The sequence below is a fragment of the Desulfoferrobacter suflitae genome (assembly GCF_022603395.1).
Taxonomy (GTDB): Bacteria; Desulfobacterota; Syntrophobacteria; order Syntrophobacterales; family Syntrophobacteraceae; genus Desulfoferrobacter; species Desulfoferrobacter suflitae.
Genome location: NZ_JAIBKA010000004.1, coordinates 1 through 17,738, shown reverse-complemented (window position 1 = coordinate 17,738; position 17,738 = coordinate 1). Strand labels below are relative to the sequence as shown.

Genomic DNA, 17,738 nt, shown 5'->3' with positions numbered 1-17,738 from the left:
AGATCAGATCATGGTACCCATCGAAATGCATCAGCCAAGGGACATCAAGGTATTCTGCGGGCGACAACCTGGTGGCTGTGAGACGGAAAAATCAGGCTGTGACTTGATCAACAAAGGAAACGATTCTGTCACGGCCAGGAAACGCCCCATTTTTTGCACAGCGGTACGAGCAAGGTGAAAAATTTGGTACATTTGCCTCTCATTGCATCTTGAGCACAGCGGGTCCCTGCCTCGCCTTGATCACCGGTTGGTTCGCCTGATATCTAATGTTTTTTAATGTTTTTATCTGGTTAGCATATATATCGGAATCACTTGAGTGTTTGGCATGTCATTTGCTAATATGCAGAGGTGATGGTGCGCAAAACCAGGACACCGAGTCGTGAGGGGGTGAAGCCGATGCATACGTAAAGCGACACAAATTTGTGGAGTCCCAGGTCGCTACTGTTTTTAGCTTTTCCAATTAAAATTCAGGTTTCCCAAGGAGTGAGTCATGCAAAGTTTGTCCTCGAGACTGATGAAGTCAACCGTCTGTTCCCTGATCACCGGATTTTTTATCGTGATGCTTGCAGCACCGGGCTTTTCCCAGGTGTCGCTGAAAGACGTGGTCAAAGACACCGCTAAAGACACCGCCAAAGAGAGCGCCATGGAGATGCTTGGAGTCAAAAAGCAGGTCGAAGGCCGCACGGAGATGATGAATGGCGCCAAGAAGATGCTGGATGGCAAAAAAGCGCTGAAAGAAGAACTGGTCAAGCAAGGGAGCATCAAAGAAGGGGACGCTCTGGAAGGGGAAATGTCCATGTCCGAGGGCTATGAAATGATGGTGGACGGCGACAGGCTGGTTCAAGAAGAGCAGATTGCCGATGGCAAGAAAAGGATGCTGGACGGCGCAAAAATGATGACGGACGCCAAAAAGAAGATGCTGGACGACCTGGTTCAGAACAAAATGATCGAGGAAGGTGCACCTTCTCAAGGCGAGCAGTTCATGAACGACGGCGAAAAGATGATGAAAGACGCCGAGTTGATGCTGTTGAAGTAGGGAGCGGCCGCGCTTGTTTGAGTATCGCCCGTGGCCGGCTTGCCATGCAAGCCCTGGAAGCTGCAAGGCAGCTGCTCGGGCAGTTTGGAAAATGGGCGTGGCGAACCGCGCTATCTAAGGGCTGGTGCAGAACTCTCAGCGTGGTTCGGTCGACCACGCCCGGGCCTCATTTTTCGGGACACGCAATAACCCGCATATGAACTGCAAGGATGTTCTTCGCTTCAGATGATACCTGCATCGCACCAAAGGAAGAAAGGACCCGACCGAATCGGCTGGGTCCTTGATTTTCCTTGGAGGCGGCAACCGGATTTGAACCGGTGAATAACGGTTTTGCAGACCGCTCCCTTACCACTTGGGTATGCCGCCTTGTTCGGCTAATGAAATACTTTAAAGTGAATACACTGTCAAGGGTAAGTTCGGTTCACCATACCACTTGCCCCTTTGGAATCCCTTTGATAATGATCGTAGATACATCGATCCGCCCCTGCATCGCTTCCATGGGGTGCCCGTACAGGTGTCAATGCAACGGAGAGGAAACCATGCAGAAACATCTTTTGATTACCATAAGCGAAGACGTGAGGCTCATGCAGGGAGTCCGCTTTGTGGGCTCATTTTTCAGCAACAAAGCGGATGTGGAACTGACCCTTCTCTACGTGTCACCACGTGCAGAGGTCGGCAGCGGCGACAAGGTTCAGCGCAGCATCGATAAAAAGAACACTGAAATTTATCGCCAAAAGGGTGAAAGAGCACTTGAAATCGCCAGGAGTATGCTCATTGACCGGGGATTTCCAGGGGAAAATATCACCGCCAAATTGATGTTCAAACAGTTTGGCACCATAAAGGACATTGCTCGAGAAGCAAAAGGCGGCTCCTATGACGCGGTGGTGCTTGGCAAAAGGGGCTATGCCATATTCGAAAAGGTCCTGCAGGATAGCGTCACCAGAGCGCTAATGGAACGTAACATCGAGTTTCCCCTGTGGATTTGCCGGCAGCCGGAAGAAAACCGCAGGAACGTACTGCTTTGTGTCGATGGATCTGAGCCGAGCCTGCGCATCACGGACCATGTCGGCTTCATGCTGCAGCATGAGCAGGACCATAACGTGACACTGTTCCACGCCGATACCGGTGGGGCCAAGGACATAGACCGAATGCTTGCGGAGGCAAGCCGGGTGCTGTTGAACAATGGGGTGGAAAAAGAGCGCATCACTGTTCAGGTGGCACCCTCCAGCGGCGTAGTCAAGACCATCGTGCGCGAGACTGAAAAGAAGGCCTACGCGGTGGTCGCGGTAGGCCGCGCCGGGATGAAAAAGGGCCTGCTCAAAGGTTGGATGGTCGGCTCCCGCAGTATGAAGCTGCTGGAAGAGCTGGAAAAAGCCGCCCTCTGGGTAAGCCAGTGAAACCCGTCATACAAGCCTCACCCGATGCCCCGCTGCCTCCACTCACAAAGGGGGCAGCTCAGCACGGCAATCTTTACACTATGTAAAAAATGCTGACACACGCCCCGGGATCTTCACTGATTTTTGCGCCGGATAGGTGCACGCAAAAGCTCCCTCCCACGTATTTCGACAAATCATCAATGCCCCCTTCTTTGGCATGCACCTTGCTCATCAGGTACTGACATGGCAGAGGCCGAGCTCGGAGAATGAGGATTGGACGGCTTGTCACCCTCCGGGTTTGACCCCGTACGTTGTGATCTTTCAACCAACCAGTATTGTTTTTCGCGAAGGAGGAGTCGGTACGATGAAAGCAGGTATTGTTTTTACAGGAACGGGCCCAATTCTGATACTCACTTCTTACGAATCATTTACGGACAAGAAATTTGTAGAAAAATTGAGTGCCAAGGGAATCAAGAAATTCATCGCTTATGAGCTTCCATTCGACAAGGTGAAAGAAAAATACGGGGTGCACTTTTCGGTGGTCATGGGTGACTTGAGCGAAACAGATGATCTGCGCGTCTTGGACTACAACGGACATCACATTTTCTTGAACTTTTCGTTTGCGGACATGGGAAACCCCATTCACTACGAACCGTAGGGAGCTATCCGACAAGTTGTCGAGCCCGTCATTCCGACGAATCCCGGAACGGGATCCAGGATTCGCCGGAATGCATGGCGTCACGGTCATCCACGCATTGCATGTATGGTGCGAGGGGGGTGATCTTTATGAAAGGAGGCCCACCATGGTTGACGTCGCTGAACTCAGGAAGTTCGAGCTATTTGGCATCTTCGCAGATTCGCAATTAAGTGAACTGGCAAAGATTACTGAAAAAAAGAACTACAAGACGTTTTCCCATGTCTACGAAAAAGGTGAAAGGGCCAGACATATCTATGTGGTCCTCAAGGGTCTGGTCAGTTTGAGAGAGTTGCAACCGGGAGACCAGGTCGGCATTGGATTTGAGATGCGCGAACGCGGCGAATTATTCGGCGCCGCATGTTTCATGAAACCGCAGGAATACACCCTGACCGCCGTTTGTCTGGAGGATTCAGAATTGATTGAAGTCGATGCGGACAAGCTTTTCGATCTCTGCGAGAAGGACCCCGACATGGGCTACAAGCTGATGAAAAAGTTTGCTCAGTTGTATTTTGAGCGTTACAAAGTCGCCAAAAGACAGATCCGCGAGATGGTCAAAGCCCCCACCATCATCACCGCTCTTCCTGGATAATGGCCGACCATCACCTCAAGCTGACGGTCGACACAAAAATCAAGGCCCCCGAGGCTAACCGCCCCGGGGCAGCCGGCCGCTCCTAGCTCACCACCCAGACCGCCATCTTGCGGGCCATCTGTATGATTTTGTTACTCACTCTACCCATAAAGAATTCCTGCACCTTGGATAATCCTCTGCGCCCCACCACGATGGTTTCATACCCCTCCCGCTGAGCCTCCAGGACAACGGCGCCGGCCCGGCTGGAGACCCCCGTAACCACTTTAGTGGCAATCCGGTCCGCGGACAGACCCGCGCTCACAAGACGCTGTGCGGCTTTCTCAAAGATCGGCTCGATTGCCCTGCTTGCCTCATTGAGCTCCTTTTCGGCCTGTTCCATCCAATCCCTGTTGTGCTCCGGCACAAACGCTTTGCCATGCCCCCGCTGAAAAATGTCGAAGCCCCTTACCGCGTGGAACAGCAGCACTTCGGCTGGAGAGCCATCCAGCATGGAGCCCACATAATCGACCGCTCGCATGGCCCATTCGGAAGTGTCCATGGAGATGAGAAGCCTGCCGGGCTGAGGCGAACCCCCAATGATCCAGACGGGGACATCCGTGAGGCGCTCCATCAGCTTGTTGGCGATACTGCCGAGAATTAAATCCTTCAAGTCACTCAGGCCGGTGCGTCCAAGCACCACCGCACTGTAGTCTTTTTGGGATTCGGTCACGATGTCCCTGGCTATCCCGTCCCGGCGCTCCTGAATATTCACGCTGAAGGCATCTTCGGGAAATCCGGCATCCAGCAGCAGGCGACCGGCATTCTCCATGAATTCATGGATGATCTTCTCCTGCTGAACTTCCCAGGCCTTGATGTTGGCTATCTTATGATAAAAGGCCGGCTCCTTTTGCAAATCCCAGAACGATTCAGGAATTTTCGTCATAACATTGAAAAGAACGATTTCCATTTGCTCGGGCGGCAACACCTTCGACACGTAGCGAACCGCCTCCATGGCCTGTTCCGATCCATCCACCGCCAACAGAATTTTCTTTCTTGCCGAATCCACCATGATGATCCTCCCTTGTGAAAGCCCATTGACACCTGAACGAGTTAGTGGCGGCCCGGGTTTCTGCCGATTTGTCGTGCGCACCGCATGCGGGCCTTGACGAGTGTTGTTTGAGGTGAAGCGCCGGATCTATGTCACCCCTTCCCGGTCACCCTGAGAAGGCTGCTGCAGATTGATCCTCAATTCGAAATCGCTGCTCTGGGGCACTCGCTTAATGGTGAAGCCCAACTTGCGTCCAAGAGCCAGCATATTGGTATTTTCCGGCAAAACGACTCCCCACAGGAACTCGAGCCCGCGCTCTCTGCCGATCTCCACCAATTGTTCGAGCAACGTGGCTCCCACGCCTTTGCCCTGCCAGGCATCGCCCACAAGGACCGAGAATTCCGCTTTGGTAATATCCGGATCGCTGATGATGCGAGCCACTCCCAGCATTTTTTCCGCGTCCCCCACCCGTTGCAGAGCCACCAGCGCCATGTCCCGGTCGTAATCGATCTGCGTGAAGCGAGCCAGCATGTCGTGGGACAGGTAACGCAACGGCCGGAAAAACCGGTAATAGATGCTGGTCGGAGAGAGCGAATCGAAAAGCTCGCTGAGCAACGGCGCATCCTCCGGCTTGATGGGTCTGACGAAGATTTCCAGCCCGGACTTGGTGACCACCGTCTGTTCATACTGGCTCGGATAGGGACTGATGACCAGGTGCAGGGGTGATGGAATGGTGGAAGAGGCCACCACCACTCGAGCGTCCAGAGCAAGAATATCACCCTGCAATGGAACCAGAGGGTTGATGTCCAGTTCCTGGATTTCCGGAAAATCGATCACCAGCTGCGCAAGGCGCACCAGTATTTCTTCCAGCAGCACCATGTTGGCCGCCGGCTGGTTGCGATAACCCTTGAGCAGCGCATACACCCCGGTATTCTCGATGAGCCTGTGGGCCAGCAAGCGATTGAGGGGTGGCAGAGCGATGGCTTTGTCTTCGAGCACCTCCGTCAGGATTCCCCCCAATCCGAAAAGGATGACCGGACCGAATTGTCCATCCATTTTACTGCCCATAATCAGTTCGTAGTCAGGCCGTGGAATCATCGGCTGCAGCGTGACTCCCCAGAGGTCGGCCCTGGGGTTATGAGCCCTGCAGTTGTGCATGATCCGATCGAAGCCGTCACGCACTGCCGCCTCATCCGACAGGTTCAACAGCACCCCTCCGGCATCCGATTTGTGAGTGATATCCGGTGAATGGATTTTCATGACGGTTGGAAAGCCGATGTCCCGGGCCAACCGCGCAGCGTCGTCGACGGATTTTGCCGCCTCCGTGCGGGTGCAGGGAATCCCGTAGGCCAGCAAGAGCTGCTTCGATTCGATTTCGGTGAGGCACCGACGACCGTGCGCAATGGCCTGGTGTATGATGTTTTGTGCGACATTCTGCTGATATTCGGGTTCGTTCGGCAGTTTTTGAGGAATTTCCTGCAACAGCTTCAGGTTGCGGGCATAGCGATACATCGTCATAAAGGCGCGGATGGCCCGCTCGGGCACATCATAGGTGGGGATACCCATCCGGTTGAACAGTCTCCTCCCCGGTTCGACGCTCTCGCCCCCCATCCACACCGTGTAGACCGGCTTGCTGTTGCCCTTCAACGTTTCACAGAGCGCCTCGGCCACCGCCGTCGGGTGGGTCAGGGCCTGGGGCACCATGATAACCAGGACACCGCTGACCTCTTTGGCGGCCAGACAGACCTCGATCACTCCCCGATACCGTTCCAGGTCTGCATCTCCGATGATGTCGATGGGGTTTGCACGGCTCCAATAGGGCGGCAGCAATGCATCCAGCCTGGTTATGGTTGCGTCGCCGAGAGGGACCGGCTCCATGTTGTATGCGGCGAGAGCGTCTGTCGCCATGACCCCGGGCCCACCGGCATTGGTGATGATCGCCAGGCCGGCGTCGGTGGGGCGCGGTTGCTTGGCCATGATTTCCGCGCAATCGAACAATTCCTCGATGGTTTGCACACGCATGATGCCACACCGCTCGAAGGCCGCGGTGTAAATGGCATCTTCACCCACCATGGCGCCCGTGTGGGAAGCGGCTGCGCGCGCCCCTGCCGGGGATCTTCCGGCTTTCAGGGCGACAATGGGCTTGACCAGCGAGACGGCTCTGGCGGCACTCATGAAGTTGCGGAAATCGCTCAGGCTTTCAATGTAGAGCAGAATGCTGCTGACGTTGGGGTCGTTGCCCAGATAATTGACCATGTCCCCGAAATCCACATCCAGCATGCTGCCGACACTGACAAAATAACTGAAGCCGATGTGCTCCTTGAAGGAAAGATCAAGAATCGCGGTACACATGGCCCCACTCTGGGACACAAAAGCCAGCTTGCCGGCAATGGGCATTTGACCGGCAAAACTGGCGTTCAAACGAGCTTCGGTGCAGGCCACCCCAAGACAGTTGGGCCCAATGATACGCACCCGGCTCGCGCCGGCCTCCTCCCGAATTCTCGCCTCGATCTCCAGACCTTTGCTCCCGATCTCTCGGCCGCCCGCTGATATGATGACGGCACAATCAACGCCCGCCTGGCCGCAGTCGCGGATGATAGAAGCCACAGTGGTAATGGGAGTGGCAATGATTGCCAGATCAACCGCCTGGCCGATGGCGGAGACTTTCGGATAGGCTTTGATCCCGTTGATCTCTCGATGGCGCAGATTGACCGGATAGATCTCCCCGGGGAAACCGCCTGCGCGCAGGTTTCGCATGAGCGCCCGGCCAATGCTGCCGCTTTTTTCGCTCGCCCCCACTACAGCGACCGAAGCCGGTTTGAACATTTTGTCGAGATTATGAATCGGCATTGTGCAATGGGCTCCTCCCCCACCTAGGACAAAGACTTGGCAAGCGAGACACAAAAAGTCATGCCCTTTTTCGCCTCGAGGTCTATCCACACCCTGCCGCCGTGGCGTTCGGCAAGCTCCTTGACAATGGCAAGCCCCAGTCCGGCGCCTTCCACCCCTTGAGAACGTTCATGGCGATAAAAGAGCTGGAAGAGTTTCTCGGCATCCTCTCTACTCAACGCCACACCATCGTCGCTGACGCGCAGAATGTGGTGTTTCTCGCCGTCCTGGTATTCCACCTTGATTTCACTCAGACCTTCACCGCCGTGTTTGAGGGCGTTTCCGATGAGGTTGCGCAGAATCCGCACCAAGGAAATCTTGTCCGCCACAATCTCGGGCATCTCCGCCGGCTCCACCCATCTGATCCTGCGCCGGGCAAGCTCATCCGCTATTTCACTTCTGAGCATTTGCAGAACTTCTCCAACATCGATCGATACATAGTCCAAAGGTGCCTCTTTGGCCACAATGTACGCATTGATCTTGTCCACCAGGCCGGCTATCTGCTCGGACGCCCGCAGAATTTGCCGGCAGTAGAGCCGGCCTTTGTCGTCCAACCGGTCATGGTAGTCTCTTGCCAGTCGTGCCGTCAGCCCATGAATTCCGACAGCCGGACTCTTGAGGTCGTGCGAGATGGAGTGGGCAAAAAATTCGATGGCTTCTTTCTGGGTTTTCAATTCTTTCAATGATTGTTTCAAATCGGCATACAGTTTTGCATTGTTGGCCGCCACAGCGATCAGATTCCCCACCGAAATGAGCAGATCGATTTTTGCCTGGTCCAACTCGATCATGCTTCCGGCAGCCAGATTCATCACGCCCACGACGTTTCTCATGGCAATCAGGGGAACACAGATCACCACTTTGAATCCCTTCCCTACCAGCAGACGGGTCCGCTCCGGGTCCTCCAGCTCGGACGTGCGCTGAGCGATAAAAGAACGGGTTCGCGCGGCTCTACCGGTGAATCCTTCATTAATTTTAACGCGCTCCAGCCCCTGCGTATCAAGCCCCTTGAAGGCCGCCAGAGAGAGCGACTCGCCCGCATCGTCCATCAAATAGATGCGCCCTGCGTCCAGGTGAAAGAACTCCAGAACCTTGCTCAGGGCGCCGTCGAGAATCTCCTGCAAGTCGTGGGGAGTGGACAGGAAGTTGCTGATGTCAAGCAATATGAACAACGCCTCGTTACGGTCCCGCAACTGAGGCTCGTTGACTTTGACAGAGATGTATCGACTGTTGACAAGCATGCAGCTCTTCTTTGTTGTGTATGCCTGATTCACTTCTATCGGGCGCCTCCCGCAGTTCCCCTCGTTCCGTGGGAGAGAGGTCGGCTGGGTGGTGTGCTACACACTCACCCCCGTCCCTCTCCCACAAGGGAACGGCGCCCAGGATAGCAGCTAATTCGAACCAGTCGGGCATTTTTTGCCCGTGTATTCACCGCGCAAAATCGATTCGATATCGCTTACAATCTTGCTCTTGTGGTTATTCACCGCTGCGTTACTCGACATGATCATATCCAGCTGCCGAGTGTGGATGATCAGGTAACCTAAAATGGCCAGCCTCTCGCGCATGAATTTTTCTTCGTGCCCTTCTATGCGGGCAAAGGCGGCGTCTTCCTTCACTTCGGTGCGAAAGCCGTAGTCTTGCAAAATGCTGCTGACAAAAACGGCGCGCCGCACCCTCCTCGGATAGTCCGCCGCACCGCCCTTGAACTGGAAGCTGATGTAGTTTTCGCTTGGCCGCTCTCCCACCAGAGCCTCGACGGTTGAAAAATGGAATCCGAACCTTGAGCTCAGGTTGCAGAAATTCCTGGAAATCATGAAATAGTTGCGGGCCGCGTAATCGGACTTCATGGTCGGATCCAAAGCAGGGTTGGTCGTCGCCTGCATCAACACCGCCATGAAGCCTTTGGTATCCACCGGCGGCGGTCCTCCCCAGGGAACGGCGGTCATTCCTTCCCACAGCGCCAGCATGGGAATCGAGGCGATATTGTCCAGTTGGACATACTTTCTCCCCGCCTCCCCCTTGAAGCCGTCATCCAGATTGATGATCCAGAACTGCATGGGAACCTTGCAAAACAACTGCTTGCTGGATCGCTCCGAAAAATGATGCTCCTTACCAAAACTGAAAACCTCCTGAACCGATTTTTCGTGACAAAACCGGGTGATGTCATGAAAAGTGGTGCAATTCCTGGCCCTGAACTCAGTGGAATCGGGGTCGAGAAGATTCAATGGGACGATGTGTTCGGCGACTTTTTCGAGCATCTCATAGACCGGGCTTCCGGCCATAAGATTCTTTTTGGGTTCGGATCTGGCAGCCAACAGCGCATCGATCCGCCCCTCGTAGACTTTCAGCCCATCGGCATCGACCGTCACCAAATCGCCCTGCTTCAATTGTTGTGTGGCATGAAGCACGCCGAACAGTGCAGGCACTGAAAATTCGCGCGCCACATTGGCAAGATGTCCCGCCACGCTGCCCTGCTCGGTAACGACGGCGGCCGCTCGACTCAGCATGGAAGCCCATCGGGGCAGCGACTGGGATGCCACCAGCACGGCCCCTTCAGGAAACTGCAGCGCATCCATGTCCTTCCTGACGATGTAGACGGGACCGCACCCGACGCCCGGACTGGCGGTCATTCCGCCGGCGAGGATGATGGCGGCGCTGTCGTCCGAGCCGGCGGGAGGCTGTTCGCCAGGGGGGCGTGTCGATTCCATCTGCTGCAACGGTCTGCATTGCAGCAGGTAAATAATCCCGTCGTCTCCGACAGCCCATTCGATGTCCTGCGGGCCCCCATAATATTCTTCCAGTCTGACGGCCATCCTGGCCAATTCAAGTGCCTGTTCGTCGGTAATCGAAGGCAGCTCGCTGCTCTCCCCGGTCAAATCCAGCCGGCACACACCTTCATCCGGGTAACACACAAACTTGCGATCCTTGACGCGCACGTCCCTGGATAGAATTTCCCCGGGGTCATCGCGCGAGACCGTGAACGCATCGGGGGTTACGCTGCCGTCCACAACCGATTTGGGCAGTCCCCACACTGAATTGATCAGGATTGAAGTATCCCTGATGTCCATCGGATTGCGCGAGTACATGACGCCGCCGGCAACGGCGTTGACCATGGCCATGCAGCCTACACTCATGGAAACATCCTCATCGCGGATACCCCGGTTGAGGCGGTAGCTCATGGCGGCCAAGCTGTACTTGCTGGCCAGTATTTCCTTATAGGCGTGCAGGATATGTTCGGCACTGACATTCAGTTCAGAGCGATACTGACCGGCAAAAGAGGTGCCCGCCATATCCTCCCCCAGCGCACTGCTGCGCAGCGAAACCCTGACACCCGCTCCCGCCTGTTTTTCAATTTCTCGATAGGCTTCCATAATGGCCTCCTCGAGATCAGCGGGCACTTCCGAGCGGATAATCAGCTGCTGAATGTCGGCGCTCAGTCTGAACAACTCGTCCATACGCTCGGCCACCGTAGCCTGAATACGCCGATCGATTTCCACCTGCAGCTTATTGTGCTCCATAAAACGATGATATCCCAGGGAACTGACGGCAAAACCGGGAGGTACCGGCAAGTGAATTCGATTGCGCACTTCTCCCAGATTGGCCATCTTGCTGCCCACCTGGTCCGCCATGTCCTTGTCCGCTTCGGCCAGAGGGATGACCAGTTTATCCCCTATCCTGTGTTCACGCACGGACAATTCGCGACTTATATTTTCCTGTATCTCTTTAAACCGGTCATACAGTTCTTCATATTTCCCCGGGGCCAACTCGTTCAAATTCTTGACGATATGAAACACGTTGGCGGAAATGGCCGTGCAGGCGGCCTTGATGAATGCCATCCCGAACGGCCGATTGCCGTGCAGGGCGTGCTCCATCTCGGTCATCATCTCAAGAGCTTTATTGTTTGCGTTCAAGAGGAGTTTGAAGTGATGATAGCGGACCTTGAAGGTGGTCCGAAGCTCCTCGACATCCATGGGAGGAATCGCTTCGTGGTCTCCTCTTGCAAAGATCTTCCTGAGAAAGCTTAGCATTGCTCAGCCCTACCAGCCGATAATAGGCATAACAAGTCCGGGGTGGTGGGCGAGGATCCGCAAAGTGTTTATTAGGACCCTCACCCTACCCCCTCCTTGACCCAAAGAAGGTTGACCGGATAAGCTACACTTCCTTCTTCTTGCCCGACTTCATTTGCAGGCCCATGCCCTCAAACATGAAAAGGATGGAGTAGCCCCACCACATGGTATAGATAACATAGAAAACCAGCGCAAAAGTCAGTATCCCCGCCGCCGACGCCGCCGACCGAGGCTCGATCTTGAAGAAATTGTAAGAGACCTCCACGGCCCTCTTGAGCACCTCATCTATCCACGCAGCCTCCTTGAAGTTCTCCTGCCGGGTCAAGCTCTTGCCGACCGCTTTCAGCGACTTGTACCAGTCATACAGCACTTCTTTTTGATGGAAGCCGTACTTTTGCACCAGCTCATCGCCGCGGTTGTGGAACACGGTATCCGCATGCTGGAGGGTGAGCTCCAGAATCCTGCCGAGGTCCCCCTGCACCTTCAACTGGGTACCCTCGGTGCTGACTGACGCACCGGCGTCAAAAAACAGGCGGCTCACCCTGGAAATGAGCTCCGGGCTGTCCAGTTGGATCGCTACGTCAATCTGCCGCCCCTTAAATTCCTCATTTTGCTTCATCACCTGGGGAATATAATAAGTCGAGCCCTTGGCAATGGAATTGAACAGCCGGTCGGATGCTTCAAACGCATTCCTCCCGCCAAAAACGGGCATGAACATGATCGCCAGCACCACAAAAAAACTGACGCCCAGCAGCGCACCATTCCTAAATTCTTTTTTATCCACAATCATCATTGACTTATACCTCCCCTCGCAACACTTTCATATTGCCGAAGAATTTGCCGATCACCCAGACCGCAAACACGCCGACCACAATAAAAAAAGCCCAGTTTCCAAGCATGGTCAGGGTCGACGCGACCGGTTTGGAAATGCTGATCACTTCCAATTCACCCAGCTTGCCGGGCAGGGCAAACAGCCGGTTGATGAAGCCGGCCAACACCGCCATGGCATAGAATCCTCTAATGTAAATGCCTTTGACCACCTTGGTGGTGAGCGCCCCCACCTGAATCCCAATGAGGGAGCCCAACAGCATTCCCATCGCCAGAGTATAAAATATGAATCCATAGATGGCGTATTGGGCGATGGCGGCGTAACCGGCGGTGAAGATGATCTGGAGAATGTCCGTTCCAACCGTAGTGAAGGAGGAAACGCCGAGAATGTAGACAAACATGGGGAAGGTCAAAAACCCGCCGCCCACGCCCATGATGGCAGCCACAAAGCCGACGACGGCGCCGCACAGGGCCACGAATACGCCGGAAATTTTCTTCCCGCCGGGCACCAGGTCTTCGTCAAAGGCGATCAGCGGGGGCAGCTTGGCAGACTGCAGCTTGGCGGGAAGTCCCTTTTCGCCGGAAGCGGCTTCAGCCCCGTGGGCGCTTTCACCGGCATGGGCCCCGACATCCTCCCCCGACCGGCTCAGCCGAAGAAAATCAACCATGGCATAAATACCCAGGAAGCCAAGCAAAACCACGTACACAACGCTGATGAATGTATCGCTCAATATGGGATTGCTCTCATACAGAGTTCGGTTGATCACACCGCCACCGGTCACCCCCAGGCCGGAACCCACCAGGAAGGCCACCGCCAGTCCCACCGACACGTTGCCCAGCTTCTTGTGGACCACGGTTCCCATGATGGCTTTGGCAAAGATGTGAAACAAATCGGTGCCGACCGCCAGAATCCCCTTAATGCCGGCGCTCATGAGTGCCGGTGTGATGATGAATCCACCGCCGGCCCCGATGGCTCCCGTGATCAGGCCCGCACACAGACCGATGGCGATGGAGACCGCAAAAATGAATCCGGTGTAATAAGCAGGGCTGTAGGCATGCTTGCCGCCCAGAATAGCGGGCAGTTCTCCGGCTGATTCGCCGGCTGCCAGAGCTATGGAAACCAGGACAACGGGGGCCAGCATCAACCCCAGAATGCGCAGCCGCTTCTTGTCGTTTATGATGTTCATCGAGGTCTCGTAGTCCCATTTGGCATGGGCCACGGAGGCCAGCAAAAACATATTGTAAAGTCGCCTCATTTTGCTCATCTAATTCTACCTCCTACCTGTCTCTTCATTGGAAAATCGCCAATGTCTGAATGCAACAATCCACCGCCCTTGTCAGCGCGAAATCCTCATTCATTCGGCCCTCTCAGTTACCGGCATCACCCGCTTCAACCACCTCCTTCATCTTCTTGATCTTTTGCCGCCGCAGCGACTGTTTCTGGTAAGCATCCTGCAACTTGTATAGGAGCTCATCGATGTCCATTGGCTTCATCAAGTAGTCGAAGGCCCCGAGCTCCATGCCCTCGATGGCAACCTCCATACTGGCATGGCCCGTGAGCATGATCACCTCCACCAACGGATGGTTTTGCTTGATCTGCCGCAGAGCTTCTATGCCGTCCATGCCGGGCATCTTGACATCCAGCACCACCACATCGACGGACTCTTTGGTCAACCACTGCAAAGCCTCTTCACCGCTCTTCACCCCGTGAACCGTGAGCTTCCTTTTCTTCAGCCTCTTCACAAGGGTTTCCAAGAACTCCGGTTCGTCATCCACCAAAAGGACGCTGAATGCATCCACCTGCATCACCTCCTGACCTCGCAAGCCTGCCGTATCTTTTCGATCAGCTCCTCCAGGTCGCACGGCTTGGTCAGATAATCGAACGCACCAAACTCCATTCCTTCTCTGGCGGCCTTTTCAGAACCATGACCCGTGAGCATGATCACCGGCATACTCGGAACCATTTTTTGAAAAATTTTGAGCACTTCAATCCCGTCCATGTCTTCCATCTTCAGGTCCAGAACCGCTGCGTCAAAGTCCTGCTTGCGCAGCGCCTGAATTGCCTGGGAGCCTGAATAGGCCGGAGTGACCTGTATGTTTCTTTTGGCCATGCGCTTGGCCAACACAGCCACGTAGCCCTTCTCGTCATCCACCAGGAGCAGCCGCTTGGGCTCCTTGAAAAATTTTTCTCCAACGGTCATGGCAGGCTTCCTAGTCGCCGCGGCGCAGAGCGATCTCCTTGACCCGCGCCTCGACTATTTTTTGCTCGTGTCTGCTTTTCTTTGCCTTGGCTTCCGCCACCTTGCCCAGAAGCTCGTCCATGTCGCACGGCTTCATGAGGTAGTCGAAGGCACCCAGCTTCATGCCCTCGATGGCCGTTTCCACGGTGGCGTGTCCGGTCAGCATGATCACCTCCACCAGGGGAAACTTCTTCTTGATCTCCCTCAGCGTCTCGATTCCGTCCATGCCGGGCATTTTGACATCCAGGACCACCACGTCGATGTCGTTGTCCTTAGCCAACCTATCGAGCCCTTCATGACCGCTGAAAGCCGCCTGAACATTGAGATTTCTCTTTTTGAGCCGTCTCATCATGGCCTCTACGAATGGAACTTCGTCATCGACTAAAAGAATCACTGCTGAAGTCATGTCCTCTCCTTCCAAGTTTCTGATTTACTTACCAGTTAAACTTTTCTCTGATGATTGCAACCGTTTCCACCAATGGCTCAAGGTCGGTTCTGCATGAGGTCCCGTTCAGGCCTCTTCCAGAGAAATACCCCTCACAAATCCTCTTCTCCGACCGTCTCTTCCTCCGGAGCGGGCAGCATGACGTGGAAAGTAGTCCCGATTCCCACAGCGCTGTTGACGGTGATCTCGCCTCCCATCTTCTTGATGATGCCGTAGCAGATGGAAAGCCCCAGGCCGGTTCCCTTGCCGACCGGCTTGGTCGTATAAAAGGGATCGAAAATTTTCTGCAGATTGGCTTTGGGGATCCCCTGACCGGTATCGGCCACATCGATCACCACCATGTCCTGTTCCATGCGGGTGGTGATCTCGAGTGTGCCTCCCTTGCTATCCATGGCGTCGATGGCGTTGTTGATCAAATTCAAGAGCACCTGCTGCATCTCGGAGGGCGACACGGAAATGACCGGGATGTCCGGGGTCAGATGCTTGACGATTTTGACATTGCTGTACTTGGCGGATTGTTCCGACAGCCCCACAACCTCGTTGATCAAGTCGTTCAGCGAGACCATCTTCAACTTTGGATCGGTCTTTCTTGCAAAGCTCAACAACTTATGGGTGATTTCCTTGCACCGGACTCCCTGGGTCTTGATCTGCTTGAGAGCTCGCTGGAACTCCTGCAAATTCTCACTCTCGCGCAGATCCTCCTCGTCCAGCAAATCTTCAATCCATCCGGCTTCCTCCACCATGATGGCCACGGGATTGTTGATTTCATGCGCGATCCCGGCCGCCAACTCACCCACTGAAGCCAGTTTGCCGGCCTCGATCACCTGTTCATTCATCATTTCCTTCTCGCGCTCCGCCTGCGCAAAGTGGCGGACCATCCTGCGGGATAGAACGTATGAGGTAAAAATGATGGCCAGGCCGCCCAGTAAAATGATGGTGAGCGCAATTTTTCTGGCCCGGTAAAGATCCGCAAAGGCATCTCTCTCTTCCTGCTGATAGACCAGGAACCAGTCCCCGTTCTTGAGGGGCGTCATCACATACAGAAACGGCACACCTGCATTATCCAGGGCGCGCACGATCGTCACCTCGCCTTCCGATTGGTACGACCTCCATTGGTGATCACTCACCTCCACGATGGCCTCGCCTACCGCTAGGAACTGCTTGTGAACATTCGTCATGAGCGACTGAAAAAACTCTTTGTTCATCGGTGCTTCCAGGCGCGGCTTGGTTTGGAATTCACCCTTTTGATTGACGATGAAAGCGAGACCGGTCTTGCCGATATGGATATTTTCCACCAAATCGTTAAAGGCCACGAAGTCGATGGTGGATCGCAGGATGTATTTCATTCCATGCGATTCCTTTTGCACGGCCACGATGAAGTGGGGCAAACCGCGTAATCCAAGGAACACGTCGCTGATGAAATAGGGATTTTCCATGGCTTCCTTGAACCATTGTGCCTGAGAATAATTCGCCTTCATCAACTGAAACGGCCCCGCATAAGACATCTGAATCCCGTTTTGATCGACCAGACCCAGGTCAACAAATGCGCCGCCGTAGTTTTCCTGAAAGAGCGCCAGCTTTCTCTTAAGGAAAAGCTCGTCTTGCAGTTGCTGGTAGCTGAAGGTTTCCGCCAGCACCCGAATGTTGGCGAGTTTTTCGGTCAGAAAAACGTCGATGTTCTGCCTCTGTTTCTGTACAAGCTCCTGCAGGTGAGCAATGACCTTCTCCTGGTAGGAGGTGTGAAATTCATACCCGAGAATGCCGCTCACCAGCACCAGGGGAGTAAATGAAACCAGTGCGATGAGGAGCATCATATTCCTGGTGAGCGATTTATAAAAATCCGTTTGACTGTCCATGGCACACCCTTCTAGCTTTCTTTTTCCACCTCGGCGTCACGCAGTCGTTCAGCCGACTCGAATCTGCAAGGGTAGTTCTTCTTGAGGATGTCCTGAATCGCTGCCTTCAATATGCCGGTATTGGCCATTTTCTCCACAACCGAGGCGCGGCCTTGAACAGCGGGGTGACTCGCGTATTCCGTCAGAAAGGTGTGAATCACCACCGGCAGCGAGAGATTGCGGTCCCTGATCCACTGCAGCACGGCGAGGCCTCCGCCATGAGGAATCTCAAGATCAAGGATGAGCACATCCGGCACTTGTCCGTCGATGATGCCAAGCAGTTCCTTGTCGTCCTTGGCCAACAGCACTCGATAGCCTTCCGAAACGAGCTCGCGCCGAAGAAATTCCCGCACGTGGCGATTTCGATCTGCAATGAGAATTTGAAATGTGCCGTCCATTAATCCTTCTCTTGAAAGAGTTCGAACTCTTCGAGTGGGCAAAGGCTGTGCCAAACCTGGAAAAAACTGTTTGCCCCAACTAACCGAATGAAAACAAAAGAATTTAAGAAAATTTGCGAGCGTGTGCGGAGCACCGGGCGGGCGCTGGTTCTGTCAGTATTTTTTACACAATGTAAAGGAGACGGGAGCTTTTTGAGGTTTGCTGATCGGGTTTGCGGAAATCTGCACCGGCTGCGAAAATACCCTTGATATTT

The 17,738-nt window shown here is 54.4% G+C and carries 15 protein-coding genes and 1 tRNA gene; 4 read left to right on the top strand and 12 right to left on the bottom strand.

What is annotated here, in order from left to right:
* The first annotated feature begins 490 nt into the window (after positions 1 to 490).
* Positions 491 to 1,036 carry a hypothetical protein gene (locus K1V27_RS07745; protein WP_258929082.1) on the top strand — a complete coding sequence of 182 codons (546 nt, stop codon included), beginning with the start codon at positions 491 to 493 and terminating at the stop codon, positions 1,034 to 1,036.
* A 291-nt stretch (positions 1,037 to 1,327) separates the two neighbouring features.
* On the opposite strand, the gene K1V27_RS07740 is transcribed toward K1V27_RS07745, so the two are convergent.
* A tRNA-Cys gene (locus K1V27_RS07740) sits at positions 1,328 to 1,402 on the bottom strand.
* 173 nt (positions 1,403 to 1,575) lie between these two features.
* Between K1V27_RS07740 and K1V27_RS07735 the strand changes: the two genes are divergently transcribed.
* The 3 genes from K1V27_RS07735 (at position 1,576) to K1V27_RS07725 (ending at position 3,698) form a co-directional block, all read left to right on the top strand.
* Positions 1,576 to 2,433 carry a universal stress protein gene (locus tag K1V27_RS07735; RefSeq protein ID WP_258929081.1) on the top strand — a complete coding sequence of 286 codons (858 nt, stop codon included), beginning with the start codon at positions 1,576 to 1,578 and terminating at the stop codon, positions 2,431 to 2,433.
* Positions 2,434 to 2,776: 343 nt separating this feature from the next.
* Positions 2,777 to 3,070, top strand: coding sequence for a hypothetical protein (locus K1V27_RS07730; RefSeq protein WP_258929080.1), 294 nt, complete (start codon positions 2,777 to 2,779; stop codon positions 3,068 to 3,070).
* Positions 3,071 to 3,215: 145 nt separating this feature from the next.
* Positions 3,216 to 3,698, top strand: coding sequence for a Crp/Fnr family transcriptional regulator (locus tag K1V27_RS07725; protein WP_258929079.1), 483 nt, complete (start codon positions 3,216 to 3,218; stop codon positions 3,696 to 3,698).
* Positions 3,699 to 3,780: 82 nt separating this feature from the next.
* Here K1V27_RS07725 and K1V27_RS07720 read toward each other — a convergent pair whose 3' ends face one another.
* The 11 genes from K1V27_RS07720 to K1V27_RS07670 all read right to left on the bottom strand — a co-directional run bounded on the left by K1V27_RS07720 (position 3,781) and on the right by K1V27_RS07670 (position 17,484).
* Positions 3,781 to 4,746, bottom strand: coding sequence for a universal stress protein (locus K1V27_RS07720; RefSeq protein WP_258929078.1), 966 nt, complete (start codon positions 4,744 to 4,746; stop codon positions 3,781 to 3,783).
* 126 nt (positions 4,747 to 4,872) lie between these two features.
* The gene (locus K1V27_RS07715) at positions 4,873 to 7,575 is read right to left on the bottom strand and encodes a bifunctional acetate--CoA ligase family protein/GNAT family N-acetyltransferase (protein ID WP_258929077.1); all 2,703 of its coding nucleotides are present in this window, start codon (positions 7,573 to 7,575) and stop codon (positions 4,873 to 4,875) included.
* 23 nt (positions 7,576 to 7,598) lie between these two features.
* Complete coding sequence (locus K1V27_RS07710) at positions 7,599 to 8,852, bottom strand: sensor histidine kinase (RefSeq protein ID WP_258929076.1); 1,254 nt, start codon at positions 8,850 to 8,852, stop codon at positions 7,599 to 7,601.
* 150 nt (positions 8,853 to 9,002) lie between these two features.
* Positions 9,003 to 11,639: a PEP/pyruvate-binding domain-containing protein gene (locus K1V27_RS07705; RefSeq protein ID WP_258929075.1), complete on the bottom strand. Its 2,637-nt coding sequence runs from the start codon at positions 11,637 to 11,639 to the stop codon at positions 9,003 to 9,005.
* A 124-nt stretch (positions 11,640 to 11,763) separates the two neighbouring features.
* Positions 11,764 to 12,471 (bottom strand): hypothetical protein, encoded by a 708-nt coding sequence (locus tag K1V27_RS07700; protein WP_258929074.1) that lies wholly within the window; start codon positions 12,469 to 12,471, stop codon positions 11,764 to 11,766.
* A 4-nt stretch (positions 12,472 to 12,475) separates the two neighbouring features.
* On the bottom strand, positions 12,476 to 13,771 hold the full coding sequence (locus tag K1V27_RS07695; protein WP_258929073.1) for a sulfite exporter TauE/SafE family protein: 1,296 nt from the start codon (positions 13,769 to 13,771) through the stop codon (positions 12,476 to 12,478).
* A 103-nt stretch (positions 13,772 to 13,874) separates the two neighbouring features.
* On the bottom strand, positions 13,875 to 14,306 hold the full coding sequence (locus K1V27_RS07690) for a sigma-54-dependent transcriptional regulator (RefSeq protein WP_309574001.1): 432 nt from the start codon (positions 14,304 to 14,306) through the stop codon (positions 13,875 to 13,877).
* 5 nt (positions 14,307 to 14,311) lie between these two features.
* Positions 14,312 to 14,707 carry a response regulator gene (locus K1V27_RS07685; protein WP_258929070.1) on the bottom strand — a complete coding sequence of 132 codons (396 nt, stop codon included), beginning with the start codon at positions 14,705 to 14,707 and terminating at the stop codon, positions 14,312 to 14,314.
* A 10-nt stretch (positions 14,708 to 14,717) separates the two neighbouring features.
* The gene (locus K1V27_RS07680; protein WP_258929068.1) at positions 14,718 to 15,152 is read right to left on the bottom strand and encodes a response regulator; all 435 of its coding nucleotides are present in this window, start codon (positions 15,150 to 15,152) and stop codon (positions 14,718 to 14,720) included.
* A 131-nt stretch (positions 15,153 to 15,283) separates the two neighbouring features.
* A complete protein-coding gene (locus K1V27_RS07675; protein WP_258929067.1) occupies positions 15,284 to 17,047 on the bottom strand; it encodes a sensor histidine kinase in 1,764 nt (587 codons plus the stop codon).
* An 11-nt stretch (positions 17,048 to 17,058) separates the two neighbouring features.
* Positions 17,059 to 17,484, bottom strand: coding sequence for a response regulator (locus tag K1V27_RS07670; RefSeq protein ID WP_258929066.1), 426 nt, complete (start codon positions 17,482 to 17,484; stop codon positions 17,059 to 17,061).
* Positions 17,485 to 17,738 lie beyond the last annotated feature (254 nt).

Coding starts and splice junctions, on each gene's coding strand:
- K1V27_RS07710 (WP_258929076.1), bottom strand. CDS start 8,852: ATGCTTGTCAACAGTCGATACATCTCTGTCAAAGTCAACGAGCCTCAG.
- K1V27_RS07745 (WP_258929082.1), top strand. CDS start 491: ATGCAAAGTTTGTCCTCGAGACTGATGAAGTCAACCGTCTGTTCCCTG.
- K1V27_RS07670 (WP_258929066.1), bottom strand. CDS start 17,484: ATGGACGGCACATTTCAAATTCTCATTGCAGATCGAAATCGCCACGTG.
- K1V27_RS07700 (WP_258929074.1), bottom strand. CDS start 12,471: ATGATGATTGTGGATAAAAAAGAATTTAGGAATGGTGCGCTGCTGGGC.
- K1V27_RS07730 (WP_258929080.1), top strand. CDS start 2,777: ATGAAAGCAGGTATTGTTTTTACAGGAACGGGCCCAATTCTGATACTC.
- K1V27_RS07680 (WP_258929068.1), bottom strand. CDS start 15,152: ATGACTTCAGCAGTGATTCTTTTAGTCGATGACGAAGTTCCATTCGTA.
- K1V27_RS07735 (WP_258929081.1), top strand. CDS start 1,576: ATGCAGAAACATCTTTTGATTACCATAAGCGAAGACGTGAGGCTCATG.
- K1V27_RS07685 (WP_258929070.1), bottom strand. CDS start 14,707: ATGACCGTTGGAGAAAAATTTTTCAAGGAGCCCAAGCGGCTGCTCCTG.
- K1V27_RS07695 (WP_258929073.1), bottom strand. CDS start 13,771: ATGAGCAAAATGAGGCGACTTTACAATATGTTTTTGCTGGCCTCCGTG.
- K1V27_RS07705 (WP_258929075.1), bottom strand. CDS start 11,639: ATGCTAAGCTTTCTCAGGAAGATCTTTGCAAGAGGAGACCACGAAGCG.
- K1V27_RS07675 (WP_258929067.1), bottom strand. CDS start 17,047: ATGGACAGTCAAACGGATTTTTATAAATCGCTCACCAGGAATATGATG.
- K1V27_RS07720 (WP_258929078.1), bottom strand. CDS start 4,746: ATGGTGGATTCGGCAAGAAAGAAAATTCTGTTGGCGGTGGATGGATCG.
- K1V27_RS07715 (WP_258929077.1), bottom strand. CDS start 7,575: ATGCCGATTCATAATCTCGACAAAATGTTCAAACCGGCTTCGGTCGCT.
- K1V27_RS07725 (WP_258929079.1), top strand. CDS start 3,216: ATGGTTGACGTCGCTGAACTCAGGAAGTTCGAGCTATTTGGCATCTTC.